The organism is Pseudomonas sp. TE50-2, assembly GCF_040813665.1.
Classification (GTDB): domain Bacteria; phylum Pseudomonadota; class Gammaproteobacteria; order Pseudomonadales; family Pseudomonadaceae; genus Aquipseudomonas; species Aquipseudomonas soli.
Window position 1 is genome coordinate 178,858 of sequence record NZ_JBFNXN010000001.1, and the last position, 18,428, is coordinate 197,285.

The 18,428-nt window shown below is 64.4% G+C and carries 17 protein-coding genes; 9 read left to right on the top strand and 8 right to left on the bottom strand.

Features of this window, described 5'->3' with window-relative positions; genetic code table 11:
- Window positions 1-119: 119 nt before the first annotated feature.
- Window positions 120-935, top strand: coding sequence for a 3-methyl-2-oxobutanoate hydroxymethyltransferase (gene panB, locus AAHK21_RS00750; protein WP_367856035.1), 816 nt, complete (start codon window positions 120-122; stop codon window positions 933-935).
- Here panB and AAHK21_RS00755 read toward each other — a convergent pair.
- Genes AAHK21_RS00755 through AAHK21_RS00765 form a run of 3 tightly spaced genes read right to left on the bottom strand, consistent with a single transcriptional unit; the run spans window position 923 to window position 3,269 of the window.
- Window positions 923-1,855 (bottom strand): aminotransferase class I/II-fold pyridoxal phosphate-dependent enzyme, encoded by a 933-nt coding sequence (locus AAHK21_RS00755; RefSeq protein WP_367856036.1) that lies wholly within the window; start codon window positions 1,853-1,855, stop codon window positions 923-925. The genes panB and AAHK21_RS00755 overlap by 13 nt on opposite strands.
- Entirely contained in the window at window positions 1,848-2,315 is a 468-nt protein-coding gene (locus AAHK21_RS00760) for a hypothetical protein (RefSeq protein WP_367856037.1), read from the bottom strand. Before AAHK21_RS00760 ends, AAHK21_RS00755 begins: the two co-directional genes overlap by 8 nt.
- Before the next feature lie 54 nt (window positions 2,316-2,369).
- On the bottom strand, window positions 2,370-3,269 hold the full coding sequence (locus AAHK21_RS00765; protein ID WP_367856038.1) for a helix-turn-helix domain-containing protein: 900 nt from the start codon (window positions 3,267-3,269) through the stop codon (window positions 2,370-2,372).
- Between the two features lie 164 nt (window positions 3,270-3,433).
- On the opposite strand from AAHK21_RS00765, the gene AAHK21_RS00770 reads away from it, so the two are divergent.
- The 3 genes from AAHK21_RS00770 to AAHK21_RS00780 all read left to right on the top strand — a co-directional run bounded on the left by AAHK21_RS00770 (window position 3,434) and on the right by AAHK21_RS00780 (window position 7,342).
- Window positions 3,434-4,792: a glutamine synthetase family protein gene (locus AAHK21_RS00770; RefSeq protein WP_028689491.1), complete on the top strand. Its 1,359-nt coding sequence runs from the start codon at window positions 3,434-3,436 to the stop codon at window positions 4,790-4,792.
- A gap of 152 nt (window positions 4,793-4,944) precedes the next feature.
- Complete coding sequence (locus AAHK21_RS00775; protein ID WP_367856039.1) at window positions 4,945-6,033, top strand: polyamine ABC transporter substrate-binding protein; 1,089 nt, start codon at window positions 4,945-4,947, stop codon at window positions 6,031-6,033.
- Window positions 6,034-6,046: 13 nt separating this feature from the next.
- Window positions 6,047-7,342 carry an NAD(P)/FAD-dependent oxidoreductase gene (locus tag AAHK21_RS00780; protein ID WP_367856040.1) on the top strand — a complete coding sequence of 432 codons (1,296 nt, stop codon included), beginning with the start codon at window positions 6,047-6,049 and terminating at the stop codon, window positions 7,340-7,342.
- 10 nt (window positions 7,343-7,352) lie between these two features.
- Here the strand turns inward: AAHK21_RS00780 and AAHK21_RS00785 are convergent, their stop codons facing one another.
- Both AAHK21_RS00785 and AAHK21_RS00790 read right to left on the bottom strand, forming a co-directional pair.
- Window positions 7,353-7,658 carry a DNA-binding transcriptional regulator gene (locus AAHK21_RS00785; RefSeq protein ID WP_046855774.1) on the bottom strand — a complete coding sequence of 102 codons (306 nt, stop codon included), beginning with the start codon at window positions 7,656-7,658 and terminating at the stop codon, window positions 7,353-7,355.
- Window positions 7,639-8,022, bottom strand: coding sequence for a type II toxin-antitoxin system RelE/ParE family toxin (locus AAHK21_RS00790; RefSeq protein WP_367856041.1), 384 nt, complete (start codon window positions 8,020-8,022; stop codon window positions 7,639-7,641). The genes AAHK21_RS00785 and AAHK21_RS00790 overlap by 20 nt, the downstream gene beginning before the upstream one ends.
- Window positions 8,023-8,200: 178 nt before the next feature.
- Here AAHK21_RS00790 and AAHK21_RS00795 point away from each other — a divergent pair, with 178 nt between their 5' ends.
- The 3 genes from AAHK21_RS00795 to AAHK21_RS00805 all read left to right on the top strand — a co-directional run bounded on the left by AAHK21_RS00795 (window position 8,201) and on the right by AAHK21_RS00805 (window position 10,210).
- Window positions 8,201-8,878, top strand: a complete 678-nt coding sequence (locus tag AAHK21_RS00795) for a DUF3313 domain-containing protein (protein ID WP_046857799.1) — start codon at window positions 8,201-8,203, stop codon at window positions 8,876-8,878.
- Window positions 8,879-9,141: 263 nt separating this feature from the next.
- Window positions 9,142-9,735 (top strand): DUF1842 domain-containing protein, encoded by a 594-nt coding sequence (locus AAHK21_RS00800; protein WP_046855775.1) that lies wholly within the window; start codon window positions 9,142-9,144, stop codon window positions 9,733-9,735.
- Window positions 9,736-9,754: 19 nt separating this feature from the next.
- Window positions 9,755-10,210 (top strand): DUF1842 domain-containing protein, encoded by a 456-nt coding sequence (locus tag AAHK21_RS00805; RefSeq protein ID WP_217866006.1) that lies wholly within the window; start codon window positions 9,755-9,757, stop codon window positions 10,208-10,210.
- 71 nt (window positions 10,211-10,281) lie between these two features.
- Here the strand turns inward: AAHK21_RS00805 and AAHK21_RS00810 are convergent, their stop codons facing one another.
- Window positions 10,282-11,589, bottom strand: a complete 1,308-nt coding sequence (locus AAHK21_RS00810) for a serine/threonine transporter (RefSeq protein ID WP_046855776.1) — start codon at window positions 11,587-11,589, stop codon at window positions 10,282-10,284.
- A gap of 113 nt (window positions 11,590-11,702) precedes the next feature.
- Window positions 11,703-13,079, bottom strand: a complete 1,377-nt coding sequence (locus tag AAHK21_RS00815) for an L-serine ammonia-lyase (protein WP_367856042.1) — start codon at window positions 13,077-13,079, stop codon at window positions 11,703-11,705.
- A gap of 146 nt (window positions 13,080-13,225) precedes the next feature.
- On the opposite strand from AAHK21_RS00815, the gene AAHK21_RS00820 reads away from it, so the two are divergent.
- A complete protein-coding gene (locus AAHK21_RS00820; protein WP_217866009.1) occupies window positions 13,226-14,173 on the top strand; it encodes a LysR substrate-binding domain-containing protein in 948 nt (315 codons plus the stop codon).
- A 106-nt stretch (window positions 14,174-14,279) separates the two neighbouring features.
- Window positions 14,280-16,514, top strand: a complete 2,235-nt coding sequence (locus AAHK21_RS00825) for a TonB-dependent receptor (protein WP_367856043.1) — start codon at window positions 14,280-14,282, stop codon at window positions 16,512-16,514.
- Window positions 16,515-16,516: 2 nt separating this feature from the next.
- On the opposite strand, the gene AAHK21_RS00830 is transcribed toward AAHK21_RS00825, so the two are convergent.
- Window positions 16,517-18,226, bottom strand: coding sequence for a sulfatase-like hydrolase/transferase (locus AAHK21_RS00830; RefSeq protein ID WP_367856044.1), 1,710 nt, complete (start codon window positions 18,224-18,226; stop codon window positions 16,517-16,519).
- Window positions 18,227-18,428: the final 202 nt, after the last annotated feature.

Below are 18,428 nucleotides of genomic sequence, written 5' to 3' on the forward strand. Positions count from 1 at the left end.
CGCATGACATTGTCGCCAGGCCATGCGCAACTGGGCCGCAAATCTGCCCGATCCTGTATCTTGAATCCCCTCCCCGAGCACGAATAATCGAGCACCTCCCCAGCGAACCGGAGGTACCGATGAGCCTGCAACCCGACACCCGTCGCCTGACCGTCCCTGAACTGGCCGCCATGAAGGGCCGGCAGAAGATTGTCGCCCTCACCGCCTACAGCACGCCGATCGCTCGCCTGATCGACCCCTTGGTGGACTTCATCCTGGTGGGTGACTCGACCGCGATGGTCGCCTACGGCCGGCGCTCGACCCTGACCATGCGCCTGGACGAAACCATCAGCCACACCCGCGCCGTGGTCGACTGCACCCAGCACGCCTGCGTGATCGCCGACATGCCGTTCGGCAGTTACCAGGAGTCCCCAGAACAGGCACTGCGCAGTTGCGCCAGGGTGCTGGCCGAAACCGGCTGCGACGCGGTGAAGCTGGAAAGCAACCGCGTACTGGCCGCCACGGTGGCGTTCTTGGTCGAGCGGGGTATTCCGGTGATGGCCCACGTCGGCCTGATGCCGCAGTTCGTCAATGTCCTGGGCGGCTACAAGGCACAGGGGCTCACCGAGGAAAGCGCCGCGACCATCCATGCCGATGCCCTTGCCAACCTGGCCGCCGGCGCATTCAGCTTGCTGCTCGAGGGTGTGGCCGAGCCGCTGGCCCGACGCATCAGCGAAGAAAGCCGGCAGCCATGCATCGGCATCGGCGCCTCCCCGGCCTGCGACGGCCAGATCCTGGTCACCGAGGACCTGCTCGGGCTGAGCGGGCCGCGCAAGGCAAAGTTCGTCAAGCAATACGCCGACGTGTCGGCAGTCATCCGCGTGGCCTGCGCCCGCTATGCCAACGAAGTGCGTCAAGGTGAATTCCCTGAACGCGAACATTGCTACGGCAGCTGAGGCGCCTGGCGGATGGTCCGGGCCAGCTTGACCAGCGCAGCTTCGATGTCCAGCTGCCAATCGACGGTAAAGCTCAGGCGCAGATGATCGCGCCAGTATCCGGCCTGGCTGAACAACGCCCCCGGCACGATCACCACGCCCTGATCCAGCAACTGCTCGCACACGGCCTGCATGTCCACAGGGCGCACCGCCTGCAGCCAGAACGTGGCGCCCGCCACGGGCATCGTCAGGTGCAGGCAGTCGGCGGCATGGCGCTCAAGCAACTGCGCCATGCGCTGCCGGCTGCGTGCCAGATGCCGAATCAGCTGGCCCTGGTGCCGAGCCAGGCGTCCGGAGCTCAACAAACGGGCAACGGCCTGTTGCCGATAGCTCGGCAGGCGAAAGCCCTGGGCGAGAAAGGCTTGAGCCAGGCTCGGCGTCGCGCCACGACACAACAGGTAGCCGAACGGCGCCTCTGCGCCGATGCACTTGTCGAAGCCGGCCAGCACCAGCAAGCGCTCTGGGTCGGCATGGTCACGGTAGCGCTGGCCCGTCGCAGCCTCGCACAGCGCACCATAACTGTCGTTTTCGATCAGCCATGCCTGGTGCTCGGCCAACAGGGCACACAGGTGCTGTTTATCCTGAATCGGCATCACGCCGCCCTGGGGTATGTTGACGGTCGAGGACAGTACCGCTGCCCTGATCGGCTTTTCGCTGAATACTCGCGTCAGGGCCTGCAGATCGAAACGGCCGTCCGTGCCGAGCGGCGCCTCGACGACCTGCATCCCCGCCGCCTGCAGCAGCCGCAGGACCAGCCAGGAGCAAGGCGACTCGACCAGCACCCAGGCGCCCGGTGGCAGCAGTGTGCGCAGCGCAAGCTCGAACACGCTGCGCCAATCGGCGCCGACGAACACCTGGTCGGCCTGCCAGTGATCATCCACGCCGCGGCTGTAGGGCCTCGCGCAGCGCCGGCTCGCCAAAAGGGGCGAATGGTGGTGCGTCGGCACGGGGCAACTGGCGCAGCAGCTCGCGTTCGACACTCAGCAACGGTCCCTCCAGGGACGCCAGCATGGTCGGTGAGTCGCTGCTCAGGGCCAGCATCCCCGGTTGCCGGGCGCAGGCATACAGACGGTCGATCAGGCTGAGCGCAGGCGGCAATCGCGACGAGGCTGCCCCGGCCACGCTGAAGTAACCGACCTTGGGCCGTGCCTGGATCCGCCCCTGGGCTTCGAGCAGGGCGAAAGCCTGTTTGCTGGACGACAGCGAAACGTTCAAGTGCCGGGCGACATCGCGCAGCGAGGGCAACCGATGCGCCAGCTCCGGTGCGCGAGCGTCGAGCCAGGCGCTCAGGTAGCGGTGGACTTTCTGGTAGGTGAAACGGGGCGTCTGCGCGGTATCCATACCGGTCCTCCCAAAAGCGGCCGGAGGCACCCTAGCAAAGTTTTCCGTACTGTCCTAGCTTGCCCGCCGCCGCTTGAGCGTCTCGCTCGGCAGTTCGCGAAACAGCTGCCGGTAGCTTTCGGAAAACCGCCCCAGGTGCCAGAACGACCAGCGCATCGCCACCTCGGCCACGGTTGCGTCGCCCACCAGCAGGTCACGCCGCGCGCCGTTCAGGCGACGCAGGCGCAACCAATGCGCCGGTGGCAGGTTGGTGAAACCCTTGAAGGCTTGCTGTAACTGGCGCACGGAAACCCCGGCGACCTTGGCCAGCTGCAGCAGGTTGAGGGTTTCGTCAGGGCAGTCGGCGGCCCACTCGCTGACCCGACGCATGATCGCCCGCTCCTCGTCGCGCCGCCCCAGCGCATCCCCCTGCAGATGCTGCCCGGCGTTGTCGAGGATGAACAGGCAGTCCTCCAGCAACTGCTCGCGCAACGCCCCGCCCTCCAGCGGGCAATCGGCCTGGCCCAGCTGGGTGAGCGTGGCGCTCAGCCAGTTGCCGAACAAGGCGTTCTGCTGGCAGATCAACGGCACCATGAACAAGCCGCGAAGGCGTTCCAGGTCGAGGCCGTGGCTGGCCAAGAACGGCTGCTCGAACACCACCGCCACCTCCTGGTAGTTCTCCGGGGTGATCCAGATATTGCGACTGTCTTCATTGAGCAGGTAGAGGCTGTTTTCGCTGCGGTCGAAGCAGAACGCCAAGGCGCCGCTGGGGGCGCGAAAGAACTGCTCGACCCGAGTATTCAGGCGCTCTTCGTACACCTCCACGCCATCAAGGCCCAGCCAGCGCAACTGACCGTTGAAATGCCCGGGGGACATCTGCCGGTATTGCTGCTGCCAGCCGGGGGTGGCGCGGGTCTGTTCGGTCACATCGGTGGTGCGGTAATCCTGGACCTGCAAGGCGGTTGGCGTTGTCACGCGCTGTCCTAGTTGCACTCTTTTGGTGCATTGGTTGCCGAAGAAAGTGGATAGATCGCCCTGGGGGGCAGCGACCAAGATAGTCCTCAGCGTCACCTGTGGGAAGTGCCCCTCGGCACCGAACGCCTTGCGTCCCACCACAACTACCCAACCAAGAGGTTTGTATGAACGCCCCCTTCGATCAGCTGTCCACCTGGCTGAAAGAACACCGGATCACCGAAGTCGAATGCGTGATCAGCGACCTGACCGGCATCGCCCGCGGCAAGATCGCCCCGACCGCCAAGTTCCTCCACGAGCGCGGCATGCGTCTGCCCGAAAGCGTGCTGCTGCAGACCGTCACTGGCGACTATGTCGATGACGACATCTACTACAGCTTGCTCGACGCCGCCGACATCGACATGGTCTGCCGCCCCGACCCCACGGCGGTGTACCAGATCCCCTGGGCCATCGAACCGACCGCGATCGTCATCCACGACACCTTCGACAAGCAAGGCAACCCCATCGAGCTGTCGCCGCGCAACGTGCTGAAGAAAGTGCTCAAGCTGTATGCCGACAAGGGTTGGCAGCCGATCGTCGCGCCGGAGATGGAGTTCTACCTCACCCAACGCTGCGAGGACCCTGACCTGCCGCTGCAAGTGCCGCTGGGCCGCTCGGGCCGCGCCGAAAGTGGCCGTCAGTCGTTTTCCATCGATGCCGCCAACGAATTCGACCCGCTGTTCGAGGACGTCTACGACTGGTGCGAAATCCAGGGCCTGGACCTCGACACGCTGATCCATGAAGACGGCCCGGCGCAGATGGAGATCAACTTCCGCCACGGCGACGCCCTGGACCTGGCCGACCAGATCACCGTATTCAAGCGCACGATGCGCGAGGCGGCGCTCAAGCACAACGTCACCGCCACCTTCATGGCCAAGCCGATCACCGACGAGCCGGGCAGCGCCATGCACCTGCACCAGAGCGTGGTCGACATCGCCACCGGCAAGCCGATCTTCGCCAATGACGACGGCAGCATGAGCGAGCTGTTCCTGCACCATATCGGTGGCCTGCAGAAGTACATCCCCAAGCTGCTGCCGATGTTCGCGCCGAACGTCAACTCGTTCCGCCGCTTCCTGCCCGACACCTCGGCGCCGGTGAACGTCGAATGGGGTGAGGAAAACCGTACCGCCGGCCTGCGCGTGCCAACCTCCAGCCCCGAAGCGATGCGCGTGGAGAACCGCCTGCCGGGCGCCGACGCCAACCCCTACCTGGCCATCGCCGCGAGCCTGTTGTGCGGTTACATCGGCATGGTCGAGAAACTCGAACCCAGCGCCCCGGTACAGGGCCGCGCCTATGAGCGGCGCAACCTGCGCCTGCCGATCACCATCGAGGACGCGTTGCAGCACATGGAAGACTGCGAAAAGGTGCAGCAGTACCTCGGGCAGCAGTTCGTCCAGGGCTATGTCGCGGTCAAGCGCGCCGAGCATGAGAACTTCAAACGCGTGATCAGCTCGTGGGAGCGCGAGTTTCTGCTGTTGAGCGTGTGATCCGCTTTGGGGGTGCTATGCACCCCTTTCGCTGGCAAGCCAGCTCCCACAACAGCGGCACAACTCCTGTGGGAGCCGGCTTGCCGGCGAAAGGGCTGCACAGCAGCCCCCACACCACCGAACTCCAAGAACAAGACCAAAGAGGTGTCGACATGCGTCATCCGCAAGCTTTGATCCCCGCAACCTTCGCCCTGCTGTTCGGCGCTGCCGTCCAGGCCCAGCCGACGGTGAGCGTATACAACTGGACCGACTATATCGGTGACACCACCCTGGCCGACTTCCAGGCCAGCAGCGGGATCAAGGTGGTCTATGACGTGTTCGACTCCAACGAAACCCTGGAGGGCAAGCTGCTCGCCGGGCGCACCGGCTACGACGTGGTCGTGCCCTCCAACCATTTCCTCGCGCGCCAGGCCCAGGCCGGCGCGTTCCTGCCGCTGGACCGCAGCAAGCTGCCGAACTGGCGGCACCTGGACCCGAAACTGCTCAAGCAGCTGGAGCAGAACGACCCGGGCAACCAGTACGCCGTACCGTACCTCTGGGGCACCAACGGCATCGGCTACAACGTCGACAAGGTCAAGGCGGTGCTGGGCATCGACAGGATCGACTCCTGGGCCGTGCTGTTCGAAGCGGAGAACCTGAAGAAGCTCAAGCAGTGCGGTGTGGCGTTCATGGACTCGCCCGACGAGCTCTACCCCGCCATGCTCAACTACCTGGGCATGAACCCGCGCAGCGAGAAGGCCGACGACTACAAGAAGGCCGAGGCCCGCCTGCTGGAACTGCGCCCCTACATCACCTACTTCCATTCCTCCAAGTACGTATCGGACCTGGCCAATGGCGATGTCTGCATCGCCTTCGGCTACTCCGGCGACGTACTGCAGGCCGCGCACCGCGCCGAAGAGGCCGGCAACGGCGTCAAGGTCGCCTACAGCATTCCCAAGGAAGGCAGCAACCTGTGGTTCGACCTGCTGGCCATCCCCAAGGACGCCAAGAACCCCGAGCAGGCGCTGGCCTTCATCAACTACCTGCTCGACCCCAAGGTGATCGCCAAGGTCAGTGCCACGGTCGGCTATGCCAACGCCAACCCCGACGCCAAGGCCGACATGGACACGGCGCTGGTCGACAACCCCGAGATCTACCCGCCCCAGGAGGTGCTGGACAAACTGTATGTCTCGAGCATGCAGAGCCCGCCGATCCTGCGGCAGATGACCCGCTCCTGGAGCAAGATCAAGTCCAACCGCTGAGCCGAGCACACCCATGCCTCACATGACTGAACACACTGCCTCCTACTACGCCGCCTCAGCGCGTCAGGCGGCGACCTACCCTGCGCTCGACCAGGACCTGCAGGCCGATGTCTGCGTGGTCGGCGGTGGCCTGACCGGGGTCAACGCGGCCCTGGAGCTGGCCGAACGCGGCCTCTCGGTGATCCTGCTGGAGGCCCGCCGCATCGGTTGGGGCGCCAGCGGGCGCAATGGCGGGCAACTGATCCGCGGCATCGGCCATGACGTCTCGGGCTTTGCCCGGCACGTCGGCCAGGACGGCGTGCGTTACCTCAAGCAGGCCGGGATCGACTCGGTGGCGCTGGTCGCCGGCCGTATCGCGCAATATGGCATCGACTGCGACCTGCGCTGGGGGTTCTGCGAGCTGGCCAACACCCCTGCCCAGTTCGCCGCGTTCGAGGACGAGCAACGCGACCTCGCCGAACTGGGCTACCCGCACGAGACCCGCCTGGTCAGCCCCGAGCGCATGCACGAGATCGTCGCCAGCGACCTGTACGCCGGCGGCCTTGTCGACATGGGCTCGGGCCATCTGCACCCGCTCGACCTGGTTCAGGGCGAAGCCCGCGCCGCCCACGGCCTGGGGGTACGCATCTTCGAGCAAAGCCCGGTACTGCGCATCGAACATGGCAGTACGGTGACCCTGCACACTGCCCGCGGCAAGGTGCGCGCGCAGAGCCTGGTACTCGGCTGCAACGCCCACCTCGACGAACTGGAGCCGCGCCTGAACGGCAAGGTGCTGCCGGCCGGCAGCTACGTGGTGGCGACCGAGCCACTGCCCGAAGGCCTGGCGCGCACGCTGATCCCGCAGAACATGGCGCTGTGCGACCAGAAAGTGGGCCTGGACTACTACCGCCTGACCGCCGACAACCGCCTGTTGTTCGGTGGCGCCTGCCACTATTCCGGCCGCGCCCCCAAGGACATCGGCGCCTACATGCGGCCCAAGGTGCTCAAGGTGTTCCCGCAACTGGCCGAGGTGCGTCTGGACTACCAGTGGGGCGGCATGATCGGCATCACCGCCAACCGCTTCCCCCAGGTCGGCCGGCTCAGCCAGCACCCCAACGTGTTCTATGCCCAGGGCTACTCCGGGCATGGCCTGAACGTCACGCACTGGACCGCGAAACTGCTCGCCGAGGCCATCGCCACCGAGCAAAGCCATGGCTTCGATGTGTTCCGCGCGGTGCCGCACCTGACCTTCCCAGGCGGCAAGGCACTGCGCTCGCCGCTGCTGGCACTGGGGATGCTGTGGTACCGCTTGCGCGAGGCACTGGGCTGACGGCCCACCTTCAAAGGATGGCTTGCAGCCCCTTGTCGGCAATGATGTTCAGCAGCTTCAAGGCCGGCCCGGCCGGGCGTGTTTCGCCCTGCTCCCATTTGCGCACTGTCGATGCGCTGGTGTGCAGGTGCAGGGCGAACACCGGTTGGCTGAAGTTAAGGGCTTCACGCAGGTGGCGGATGTCCTGGGCAGTGAACGCTCGCACCGGAGCCGGGCAGATCGCCTCGAAGTCCCTCAGCGTGACCTTGCCGACAGCACCGGCCTGCTCCAGGGCCGACAGGTCGGCACGCAATGACTCAATGAGTTTGCTGGTCACAGTGGACCTCCATCAATACCCCACAGCCCAATGCCTTGGCCAGGGCGTGGGGTGATAATTCCAGAAATACCTTGCCGGTGAACTGCGGGGCCTTTTGCTCGGCCGGCGTGACATTGGCCAGGTCGCTTTTGGCGAATCCATGCAGGAACACATATCGATCGCCAATACGAGCCGACAGGAGCGTGCGATAACCACCCCGCTTGCCACTGCAAAGGCCAGCGATGCGCTTCTTGAACAATAAACCGCCAAGACTCGCGTCAACCAACCCACTCTGCATTTCTGCAACTGCCCGGCAGAGCAGGTGGTCCGGCACGCACTCCCTGGCTTGCCAGCGGGCAAACTCCCTACGCTTGTAGACATCCATGATCAACACTCGAAAAATACCCGTAAAGGGCATACTTTTCCACTATCAGTGACGAATGGATAGTCAGCTCAATCAGGTTGATCAGTAGGAAACGGCAACCGTCGACACCCGAACGCTGGCCTTCGGCCCACCACCTGCTAGCGTTGTTCTGGCCCCTTCCCTCATGGACCTCGTCATCATGAAGCACCTGCCTCGCACCACCCTGCTGTGCGCTGCTTTGTTGGCCCTGGTTGCCTGCTCCAGCAACCGTGTCGATCCCAAGGACTATTCCGGGTTTCTCAAGGACTACAGCCGCCTGAAGCCGGCCGAAAGCGTCTCCGGCGCGCCGGTGATGCGCTGGATCGACCCGGACGTGAAGGCCAGCCAGTACACCAAGGTGTTCATCGAACCGAGCCAGTTCTACCCCAAGCCGCAGCCGACCAACGTGATCTCGGCGCAGACCCTGCAAGAAATCACCCGCTACTTCAACGAAGCGATGCGTCGCGAGCTGGGCAGCGTGCTGACCCTGGTCAAGGAGCCCGGCCCGAATACCATCGTGGTGCGCCCGGCGATCACCGCGGTCTCTACCAGCACCGAAGGCCTCAAGCCCTATGAAGTGATCCCCATCGCCCTGGTCGCCGCGGCGGTCAATACCGCCGCCGGTGGCCGCGACCAGGCCGTGGACATCGCCGTGGAGGCCGCTTTCCTCGATGGTGCCAGCCAGAACGTGCTGGCCCAGGTGGTACGTAAGGGCAGTGGCAAGGACCTGGAGAACGACACCACGCAGCTGACCCTGAACGACGTCAAGCCGGTGCTCGATGGCTGGGCCAGCGACATGCGCCGCAGCTTCGTAGCCCTGCAGCAGAAAGCCAAGTAAGTGACCAACTGGTCAATGCGCGACCGCTCGTCGGACATGCTGTAAAAATGCCATCACTGCCTGGCCGGCCTGCTTAACTCAAGCGGGCTGCCAGGCAGGCGGCACCGCGTATCAGGGATGGCTGCACAAGCCGGCTGCCAACAGCCGCTCGCGCCGGGCAAGCCTGTTCTCCCCGCCCGGTCTCCCACCTCCTCCGCCGCTTCGCCCGCCTGCGCCAGTCGTGGTTATCGGTATGTCATTCATCGAATGCAATGGAGGCAATCATGTCTGAATCGCTGCTCGCACCGTCGGAAGGTCTTTTCCCGGTGTCCTACCTCATTGGTACCAATGCGCCAGGTGCCCCGCGCCTGCAGCTCGACCTGCTGGTCTACACGCCAGACCGCAGCGTCAACGGCCACGCGCTGATCACCCAGACCACCAACCCACCGCTGGAGCTGGCGCTGGATGTCTGGGGCACCTACAGCTACCTCACCGTGCAGCCGCCAAGCGAAGGCAAGATCCTGTTGACGGTACGTGGCAACCATGGCGGCCCACACGCCAACTCGCCGGAACAGTTCGAGCTGCGTGCGCTGCTCGACCAGGACTGGCAGAAAGGCACGGCCAGCTACCGCTACTACAACGGCCAGCGTTGGATCGAGGTGGACAACGTACCTGTCGTGCTGGAGCTCAAGCGCATCCAGACGTTGGCGAACGTCGACCTGACGACCGAACTGCACAACGCCACCGTGGAGGCAGTGATCGCCACCGGTGATGTCGCGCAACTCAAGCATCTGACCAGCGGTGCCGTGGGCAAAGCCCTGGACCAGGTCCTCGCCTCGACCAAAAGCCCGGCCGCCAAGGCCGCCAAGAAAGCCTGAGCAGACAAGGAGAATCAGCATGTCCTTCGGACTTTTTCATACCCGCCTGAACGTCAGCAACGGGCTGCTCGGCGCACCGATCCTGACCCTCGACCTGCTGGTGAATACCGTGCAGAAGAAGGTCACCGGCAGGGCTTCCATCATCCAGACCACGCATCCGGTTCAGGTGTTCCACGCCAAGGTGTGGGGTGGCTACAGCGAACTGCCGTTCGCGCCCGCGGGCAGCCCGTCGATCGTCCTGCACCTGGATGGCAGCCCAAGCGGCCCACTCAGCCAGATTGCCCAGACCTTCCACCTGCAGGGTCTGCTCGACCAGGGCTGGAATGCCGGCACTGCCAGCTACCGCTACTTCATCAACGGCCATTGGGTCGACCAGCATGGCCGCGTGCGCAAGGCGCCGGACATCACCCACCAGGATCAACCGCGACCAGCGGAGCGCCTGAAGGCCGCGATCAGGCACTTGGAAAGCGTTTGACCTGAGCGGTCCGCGGGGCAAGTCCTCCCCCACGCTTTCACGTGGGAGCGGGCTTGCCCCGCGTTCTTAGGTCAGGCCATGAAGCTGTAGGCGATCGCCGACAGCGTGATCAAGCCGATCAGCACCACGAACACATTCGACAGCTTGCCCGAGTACTGCCGCAGCGCTGGCACCTTTTGCACGGCGTACATCGGCATCAGGAACAACAGGCAGGCGATCACCGGCCCACCGAGGCTCTCGATCAGCCCGAGGATGCTCGGGTTCAGGGTCGCCACCGCCCAGCAGGTCACCAGCATGAACAACGCGGTGGCGCGCTCCAGGCGCTTGGCAGGCCACGTCTTGCCGCGCCCGCGCAGGCTCTTGACGATCATGCCCTGGAAGCCTTCGCTGGCACCGATGTAGTGGCCGAGGAAAGACTTGGTGATTGCCACCAGCGCGATCAGTGGCGCGACGAAGGCGATCACCGGGGTCTGGAAGTGGTTGGCCAGGTACGACAGGATCGAGATGTTCTGCGCCTTGGCCGCGGCCAGGTCCGCCGGGCTCAGGGCCAGCACGCAGCTGAAGCAGAAGAACATCACCGTCAGCACCATCATCACATGGGCCGTGGCCAGGGTCCGGCCACTCTTGCGGTCGGCATCATTGCCATAGCGGTGCTTCTGGTCGACGGCGAAGGCCGAGATGATCGGCGAATGGTTGAACGAGAACACCATCACCGGAATCGCCAGCCACAAGGTCAGCAACAGCTTCGAGGCGCTGATGCCCTCGTTGGCCTGGGCGAAGAAGGCGCCGTTCCAGTTGGGGATCAGGCTCAGCGCCAGCAGCAGCAAGGAGGCGACGAAGGGATACACCAGCACGCTCATGGCCTTGACGATGATCTGCTGGCCGCAACGCACCACGATCATCAACCCGCAGATCAGCAGCAATGCCAACAGCGCTCGGGGCGGCGCGCCGATGTGCAGCTGGTGCTCGAAGAAGCTGGTCAGGGTATTGGTCAATGCCACGCTGTAGACCAGCAGGATCGGGAAGATGGCGAAGAAGTACAGCAAGGTGATGAGCTTGCCGGCGCCCACGCCGAAGTGCTCCTCCACTACCTCGGTGATGTCCTCGTTGCCGCCTTTGCGCCCGGACAGCACGAAGCGCGTCAGGGCGCGGTGGGCGAAGAAGGTCATGGGGAAGGCCAGCAGCGCCAGGATCAGCAGCGGCCAGAAGCCCCCGACCCCGGCGTTGATCGGCAGGAACAGGGTGCCGGCGCCGATCGCCGTGCCATACAGGCCCAGGGCCCAGGTAGTGTCGTGGCGGTTCCAGGTGGTCGAGCCACTGGCCGAAGCCGGGGCAGCCGAATCCGCACGAACGCTCGTGGTGCTTTGTACATCAGTCATGGGTATCGCCTTATAGTTGTTTTTGTCGCAGGTACAGCGGGTGTTGCAGGTTCAATCAGGTTGTTGCGGCACGTCGTGGGAGCACGCCCGCTCCCACGCAGTCAGAGCTTTTTTCAGCACTCGACGAACGCGACGGCCAGGCCGCCGCGAGAGGTTTCCTTGTAGTTGGCGTGCATGTCCGCGCCGGTATCGCGCATGGTGCGGATCACCCGGTCGAGGGAGATGAAGTGCTCGCCGTCGCCACGCAAGGCCATTTGCACGGCGTTGATGGCCTTCACCGCGGCAATCGCATTGCGCTCAATGCACGGGATCTGCACCAGGCCCCCTACCGGGTCGCAGGTCAGCCCGAGGTTGTGCTCCAGAGCGATCTCGGCGGCGTTTTCCAACTGCGGTGGGGTCGCGCCAAGTACCTCGGCAAGCCCAGCGGCAGCCATCGAGCAGGCCGAGCCCACTTCACCCTGGCAACCGACTTCGGCGCCGGAGATCGAAGCGTTCTTCTTGCACAGGATGCCCACTGCAGCAGCGGCCAGGAGAAACGCCACCACATCGTCGTCACAGGCGCCGGGGTTGAACTTCATGTAGTAGTGCAGCACCGCCGGGATAATTCCCGCCGCGCCGTTGGTGGGCGCGGTGACCATGCGCCCGCCGGCGGCGTTCTCTTCGTTGACCGCCAGGGCGAACAGGTTGACCCACTCCATGGCACTGAGGGTCGAGCCGATCACGTTCGGCTTGCCGACCTCCTGCAGGCTGCGGTGCAGGCGCGCCGCCCGGCGCTTGACCTTGAGCCCGCCCGGCAGGATGCCTTCGTTGCGCAGGCCGTTGTCGACGCACTCGCCCATCGCCGCCCAGATCTTCAGCAAGCCTTCGCGGACCTCGCTTTCCGGGCGCCAGGCGCACTCGTTGGCCAGCATCAGCTGGCTGACGCTGAGGTTGTGGGCCTTGCACAGGGCCAGCAGTTCGGCACCGCTGGAAAACTCGTAAGGCAGCTCGACCAGGCCTTCGTCGCTCGAAGGCGCATCGATCTCAGCTTGTTCGACGATGAAGCCGCCGCCCACCGAATAGTAGGTCTGGCTGAACTGGCTGCCCTGCCCGTCGAAGCTTTCCAGGGTCATCGCATTGGGATGGTAGGCCAGGCTCTCGTCCAGCAGGCGCATGTCACGGCTGTACTGGAAGTCGATCGGATGACTGCCGTCGAGCATCAGGCATTGCTCCTGCATCAGCTGGTCGATACGCGGCTCGATGCTGTGCGGGTCGATCCGGTCCGGCCACTGGCCCATCAGCCCCAACAGGCAGGCACGGTCGGTGGCATGCCCGACCCCAGTGGCCGACAGCGAGCCATAAAGGCGTACTTCGACCCGGCGAACCTTGGCCAGCAAGCCGCGCTCGCGCAGGGCCTGGGCAAAGGTCGCCGCGGCGCGCATGGGGCCGACGGTGTGGGAACTGGACGGGCCGATGCCAATCTTGAAAAGGTCGAAAACACTGATAGCCATGCTAATGCCTGACCGTGGCGGCGATCTGCGACACGCCACGGCTCTCCGGAAAATTTGAGCGGTATTGCCAAGTTGCGCGATACTGCCGCGCTCAGGCCAGCTTGACCAACGAAACTTCCTACACAAGCCTTTAGCAGGACTAAACAATGAAAGGCCCACTCAATGGCCAGGTGTTCGTCTGGCTGCACGTGTTCTCCTGTGCGGCGCGACACCTGTCGTTCACCCGCTGCGCCGAAGAGCTGCACATCACTCCCGGCGCGGTCAGCCAGCAGATGCGCCAGCTCGAGGAACGCCTGGGCTTTCGCCTGTTCCTGCGCCGTGCTCGCGGCGTCGAGTTGTCCGCCGAAGGCCAACGCCTGGCGCAAACCGTGGCCGAAGCCTACGGCAGCATCGAGGCCGAGCTGTTGCGCCTGGACGCCGGCGAGATCCGCGGCACCTTGCGCCTGCGTTCAATCCCCTCGTTCCTGGCCAAGTGGCTGACCCCGCGCCTGCCGCGCTTCCAGCAGCGCTATCCGGACATCGAGCTGCGCCTGGTGGCCGAGGACAGCAACCAGGCGCTGCACCCGGAAGACTTCGACCTGGCCATCGACCTCAACGATGGCAGCTATCCGGGCATGCTCTCCACGCCTCTGCTCGACGAGCAGATCTTCCCGGTGTGCTCACCTGCCCTGCTGCGTGGTCGCCCGCCCCTGCACGGGCCGGCCGGCCTGGCTCATTACCCGCTGCTGCACGACATCACCGCCTGGCGCGGTAGCTCGGAATACGCCGAATGGGAGTTCTACCTCGACGGCATCGGTGCCGGCGGGCTGGACGTACGCCGTGGGCACACGTTCAACCGCAACCACCTGACCATCGAAGCCGCCATCGCCGGTGTCGGCGTGGCCATCGCCCGGCGTACCCTGCTCAACGACGAACTGGAACGCGGCGCGCTGATCGTCCCGTTCGGGGTACCGATCGCCAACCACAAGCGTTATGTGCTGCTGTATCCACCGGGCGGGCTGAGTCAGCCTGGGGCGCGGGCGGTGCATGACTGGCTGGTGGAAGAGGCGCAGAGCTTTCGCGCCATGCACCCATTGGCACTGCCGGCGACTTAGATCAACACCTCTTTAAATGCTAATGATTAGCATTGAGGATTTACCTTTCTGATTCGGAATCCCTAGTGAATGCCTTCACTTACTTGCGAATCGAAAGGAATCCAGCATGTCGCAACAACCTGTCAGCCCGGCGCAGCAGCCGGCTGTGCCCCACTTCGACCTCAATCGCACTTTCACCGCCGTGCACATGGCTTTGCTGCTCGGCCTGGGCGGCGTGTCCATGGGGGTGACTGCGGCGCAGACCGAGGAAGTGGAAAAAACCCGACAGGGCCAGACCAATGGCAGCCTGGAGCTGACCGAGACCCGGGTCGAAGGCAGCCTGGACGTACCGAGTGCATTGCCGCCGGTCTACGCCGGTGGCCAGGTGGCCTCGGGTGGCCGGGTCGGGCTACTGGGCAACAAGGACTTCATGGAGACGCCGTTCAGCACCATCAGCTACACCGAGAAATACATCGAGGACACCCAGGCCCAGACCATCACCGATGTCATCGCCGCCACTGACCCGTCAGTGTTCAGCAACGGGCTCAAGGGTACCTACAGCGAGAACTACTCGATCCGCGGCTTCAACTCCAACATCAACGACGTGAGCATCGGTGGCTTGTACGGCATGGCACCCTACTACCGAATCTCGCCCGAGATGTTCGAGCGCGTCGAGGTGCTCAAGGGCCCGTCCGCCCTGCTCAACGGCATGCCGCCAGGCGGTTCGGTGGCCGGCAGCATCAACCTGGTGCCCAAGCGCGCGGGCGCCGAACCGCTGACGCGGATCACCGGCACCTACATGTCGGACGCGCAGTTCGGCGGGCATCTGGACGTCGGCCGTCGCTTCGGCGAGGAACAACAGTTCGGCGTGCGCTTCAACAGCGTCTACCGCGACGGCGATACCGCCACCGACCACCAGCGCATGAAGGCCGAGCTCAATGCCCTGGGCCTGGACTGGCGTGGCGAGCGCGCGCGGCTGTCTGCCGACCTTTACGAGAGCGAGGACCGGGTCAGGGGCCAGAACCGCGGTATCGGCCTGGCCGAGGGCGTGCCGGTGCCCAGGCCGCCAAAGTCCGAGACCTTGCTCAACCCGGACTGGGGCTTCGTCCAGACCCGCGACAAGGGCGTGATCGTGCGCGGCGAGTACGACCTAAACGACAACCTCATGGCCTATGCCGCCGCCGGCACCAGCAAGACCGACTATGCCTACAGTGGCACCATGCTCGCCGAGGTGTTCAACACCGCCGGGGACATGGAGACACGCATGGGCCAGTTGAAGATCGACCTGAAGAAGACCTCGGGCGAAGCCGGCCTGCGCGGCCATTTCGACACCTTCGGCGTGGGTCATCAGTGGTCGCTCAACGCCACGCACTATTCGGATAAGCAACGCGACTATGGTCGGCGTGACATCCCGGGCGCCGAGTGGATCAACAATATCTACCACCCGGTCTGGGGCCCCGAGGCCGCCAGGAGCTACCCCCCCATCTCCCACACCGAATCGCGCCTGAGCAGCTACGGCCTGGCCGACACCCTGTCGTTCCTCGACGAGCGCCTGCAGCTCACCTTGGGCGTGCGTCGCCAGCAGGTGCTGACCGACAGCTTCGACGTCAGCAACGGCGCGCACACCACGCGATACAACGAGAGCGCCACGACCCCAGCGGCGGCAGTGCTGGTCAAGGTCACCGACGAGGTGTCGCTGTACGCCAACTACATCGAGGGCCTGAGCAAGGGCGCCATCGCGCCGTTCAACACGGCCAATCGCGGCGAGGTCTTCGCCCCTTACAAGTCCAAGCAGAAGGAAGTCGGCGTCAAGCTCGACCTCGGCGACTTCGCCCACACCCTGAGCCTGTACCAGATAGAACGCCCCAGCAGCTTCACCGACCCGGTAACCAGAGTGTTCTCCTTCGGCGGCGAACAGCGCAACCGCGGGCTCGAGTGGAGCTTCTTCGGTACACCGATGCCGGATGTGCGCCTGATGGGCGGCGTGGCTCGGCTTGACCCGAAGGTGACCAAGGCCGCAAGCGGTTCGGATGAAGGCAAGACCGCCACCGGCCAGCCGAAACTGCAGGGCAAGCTGGGCGTGGAGTGGGATACCCCACTGCTCGATGGCCTGACCCTGACCGCCAACGCCACCGCCGTGTCGAAACAGTACATCAGCAGCGACAACAGCCAGTCGATTCCCGGCTACACCATCTACGATGTCGGTGCCCGCTACCGGCTGCAGGTGGCCGACCACCCGGTGACCTTGCGCGGCACGGTGGAGAACGTGACCAACAAGGCCTACTGGGGCATGCCGCTGCTCACCAGCCTGGGGCTGGGTGCGCCACGCACCGTGCAGGTGTCCGCCAGCATCGACTTCTGACGTCAGTCAGCCTTGCCTACCGGCATCGGTTGCCCCGCCAGGACACTGGCGGGAGTGACCACCTGCCCCAGGTCGATGTGACGGAAATCCGGCTTGGCCCCCAGCCGCGCATTGAAACGCACGTTGAAGGTGAACGGATCGTCCGTCGGCATGTCCAGCGACCGCCCGTAGAGCGCGCTGACCGCCTTGTTGTCGTAGCCCATCAGCTTGAGCATTGTGGGGAACAGGTTGTAGTGGCTGGAGGCGTTACGATTCACCGCCAGGTTGCCTTCCCAATCCAGTGTCCTGAGGCCCTGCCCCTGGATCACTACCAGCGGCACCAGGCCCTCCTCCGGCACCGGGTCGCTGTCGCAATGGGTGTTCAGCCCAGGGTTGCCACGCTCATGCAGGTCCTGGCCATGGTCGGAGGTGTACAGCACCACGGCCTGGCTGAGGTCGGCCTCGGCGAACAGGCGGCGGAAGAACTCGCCGACGCTCCACAGCACGGTGTTCTGGTAGGCATTGCGGTACAGCACCCAGTCCTGCGGGCGGCCATCGAAACCGTCGCGGGTGCCAGTGTCAGCGATATCGACGTAGTGGCCCCGGGGCAACGCGGGCTGGTACTTGAGGAAGTCGTCCGGATACTTGTCGTGCACCGGGAAATGGGCGCCGACCTTGTTCACCACGATCAGGTGCGGCTTGCCATCCTTGAGCAGCGCCACCAGCCGATCGAGCGCCGCCATGTCGCGCTGCACAACGGGGGTGTCGTCGAACTGGATGAACTGGTCGATATCGCGCTTCTCGGTTTCGGTCATCAGGTTCTGCAAATTGCCACCAGTGCGCTGCCCGTCGATGTAGACCGTCTCCAGGCCCGCGCGCTTGGCGTACTGCCAGATCGACGGCTGGGTCGAGTTAATGCGCAGGTAGTCGGCGCGGGTGCCGCCATAGCGCAGGGTGACATTGGTGTCGGCGCTGCAGTTGGCAATGGACGCGGCGTAGCCGAAATTGACGATCTGCACGCCGGGCTGGGCCTGGGCCAGATGGCTGGTGACCCCGGCCGGGGTGTTCAAGTCCAGGTAGTTGCCCGAGATGCTCTCGTCGATCAGCAGCACGATGTCCCGCGCCATCGCCGGCCCCGACTGGGCAAGGGTCACAGGCTGACGTGGCCCGACATGGTCGTGCAAGGTCTCGTAGGTGAACAGGCTCAGGTAGGCCAGCGGCGTGTACATCACCGGCAGCCCACGAGCACCCTCGCCGGCACGCACGAACAGGATGGTGACCAGCGCCAGCAACCCCAGCAGCGGTGCCAACGGTGGCAACAGGCGCGGCAACTTCGGCGTCGGCCCCGGACGCAGGCCAATGCCCAGCAGCAACAGCAGCGCCCGTGCCGCAGCGAGGGTTATGGCGTAGTGATATTGCTGCAGCGCCTCCTGGACGAAAGCGCCGGCGTAGACCATGGACACGAAGGCGCTATAGGTCAGGTATGAATCGGTGATGCGGTTATAAGCGTCGAGAAAGATCGCGCTGACCGTGAACATCAGGGCCAGCGCCCAGCGCAGCCACCCCGGGCGCGTGAACGCCGCCAGCACAAGCGCCGCCGCCAATACCGCAAAAACGCCCAGGTAAAGTATCAGCGGCACGCCAATACCCAAGGCTTCTATGCGCTCACGGTAATAGCCATGAAAACTCGCCAGGTAGACCAGCAGCAGCAAAAGCTTGACCCATCCGCGCATGTTTCGGCCACTCCGGTCATGGAATTCTTCCCAAACCGTAGCAGCTCTGAAACAAACCACAACGCAAAAAAGTCAAAATTCCGACGACATGCCGACACCAGAATCTGGCACCAACCGCAAGTTGTTGTTGATTATCCCTATCGTCTGCAACCCGCTTATTCCGCTGCATTGGACCGTTCATCGGTTCGTCGAACGGCCAATT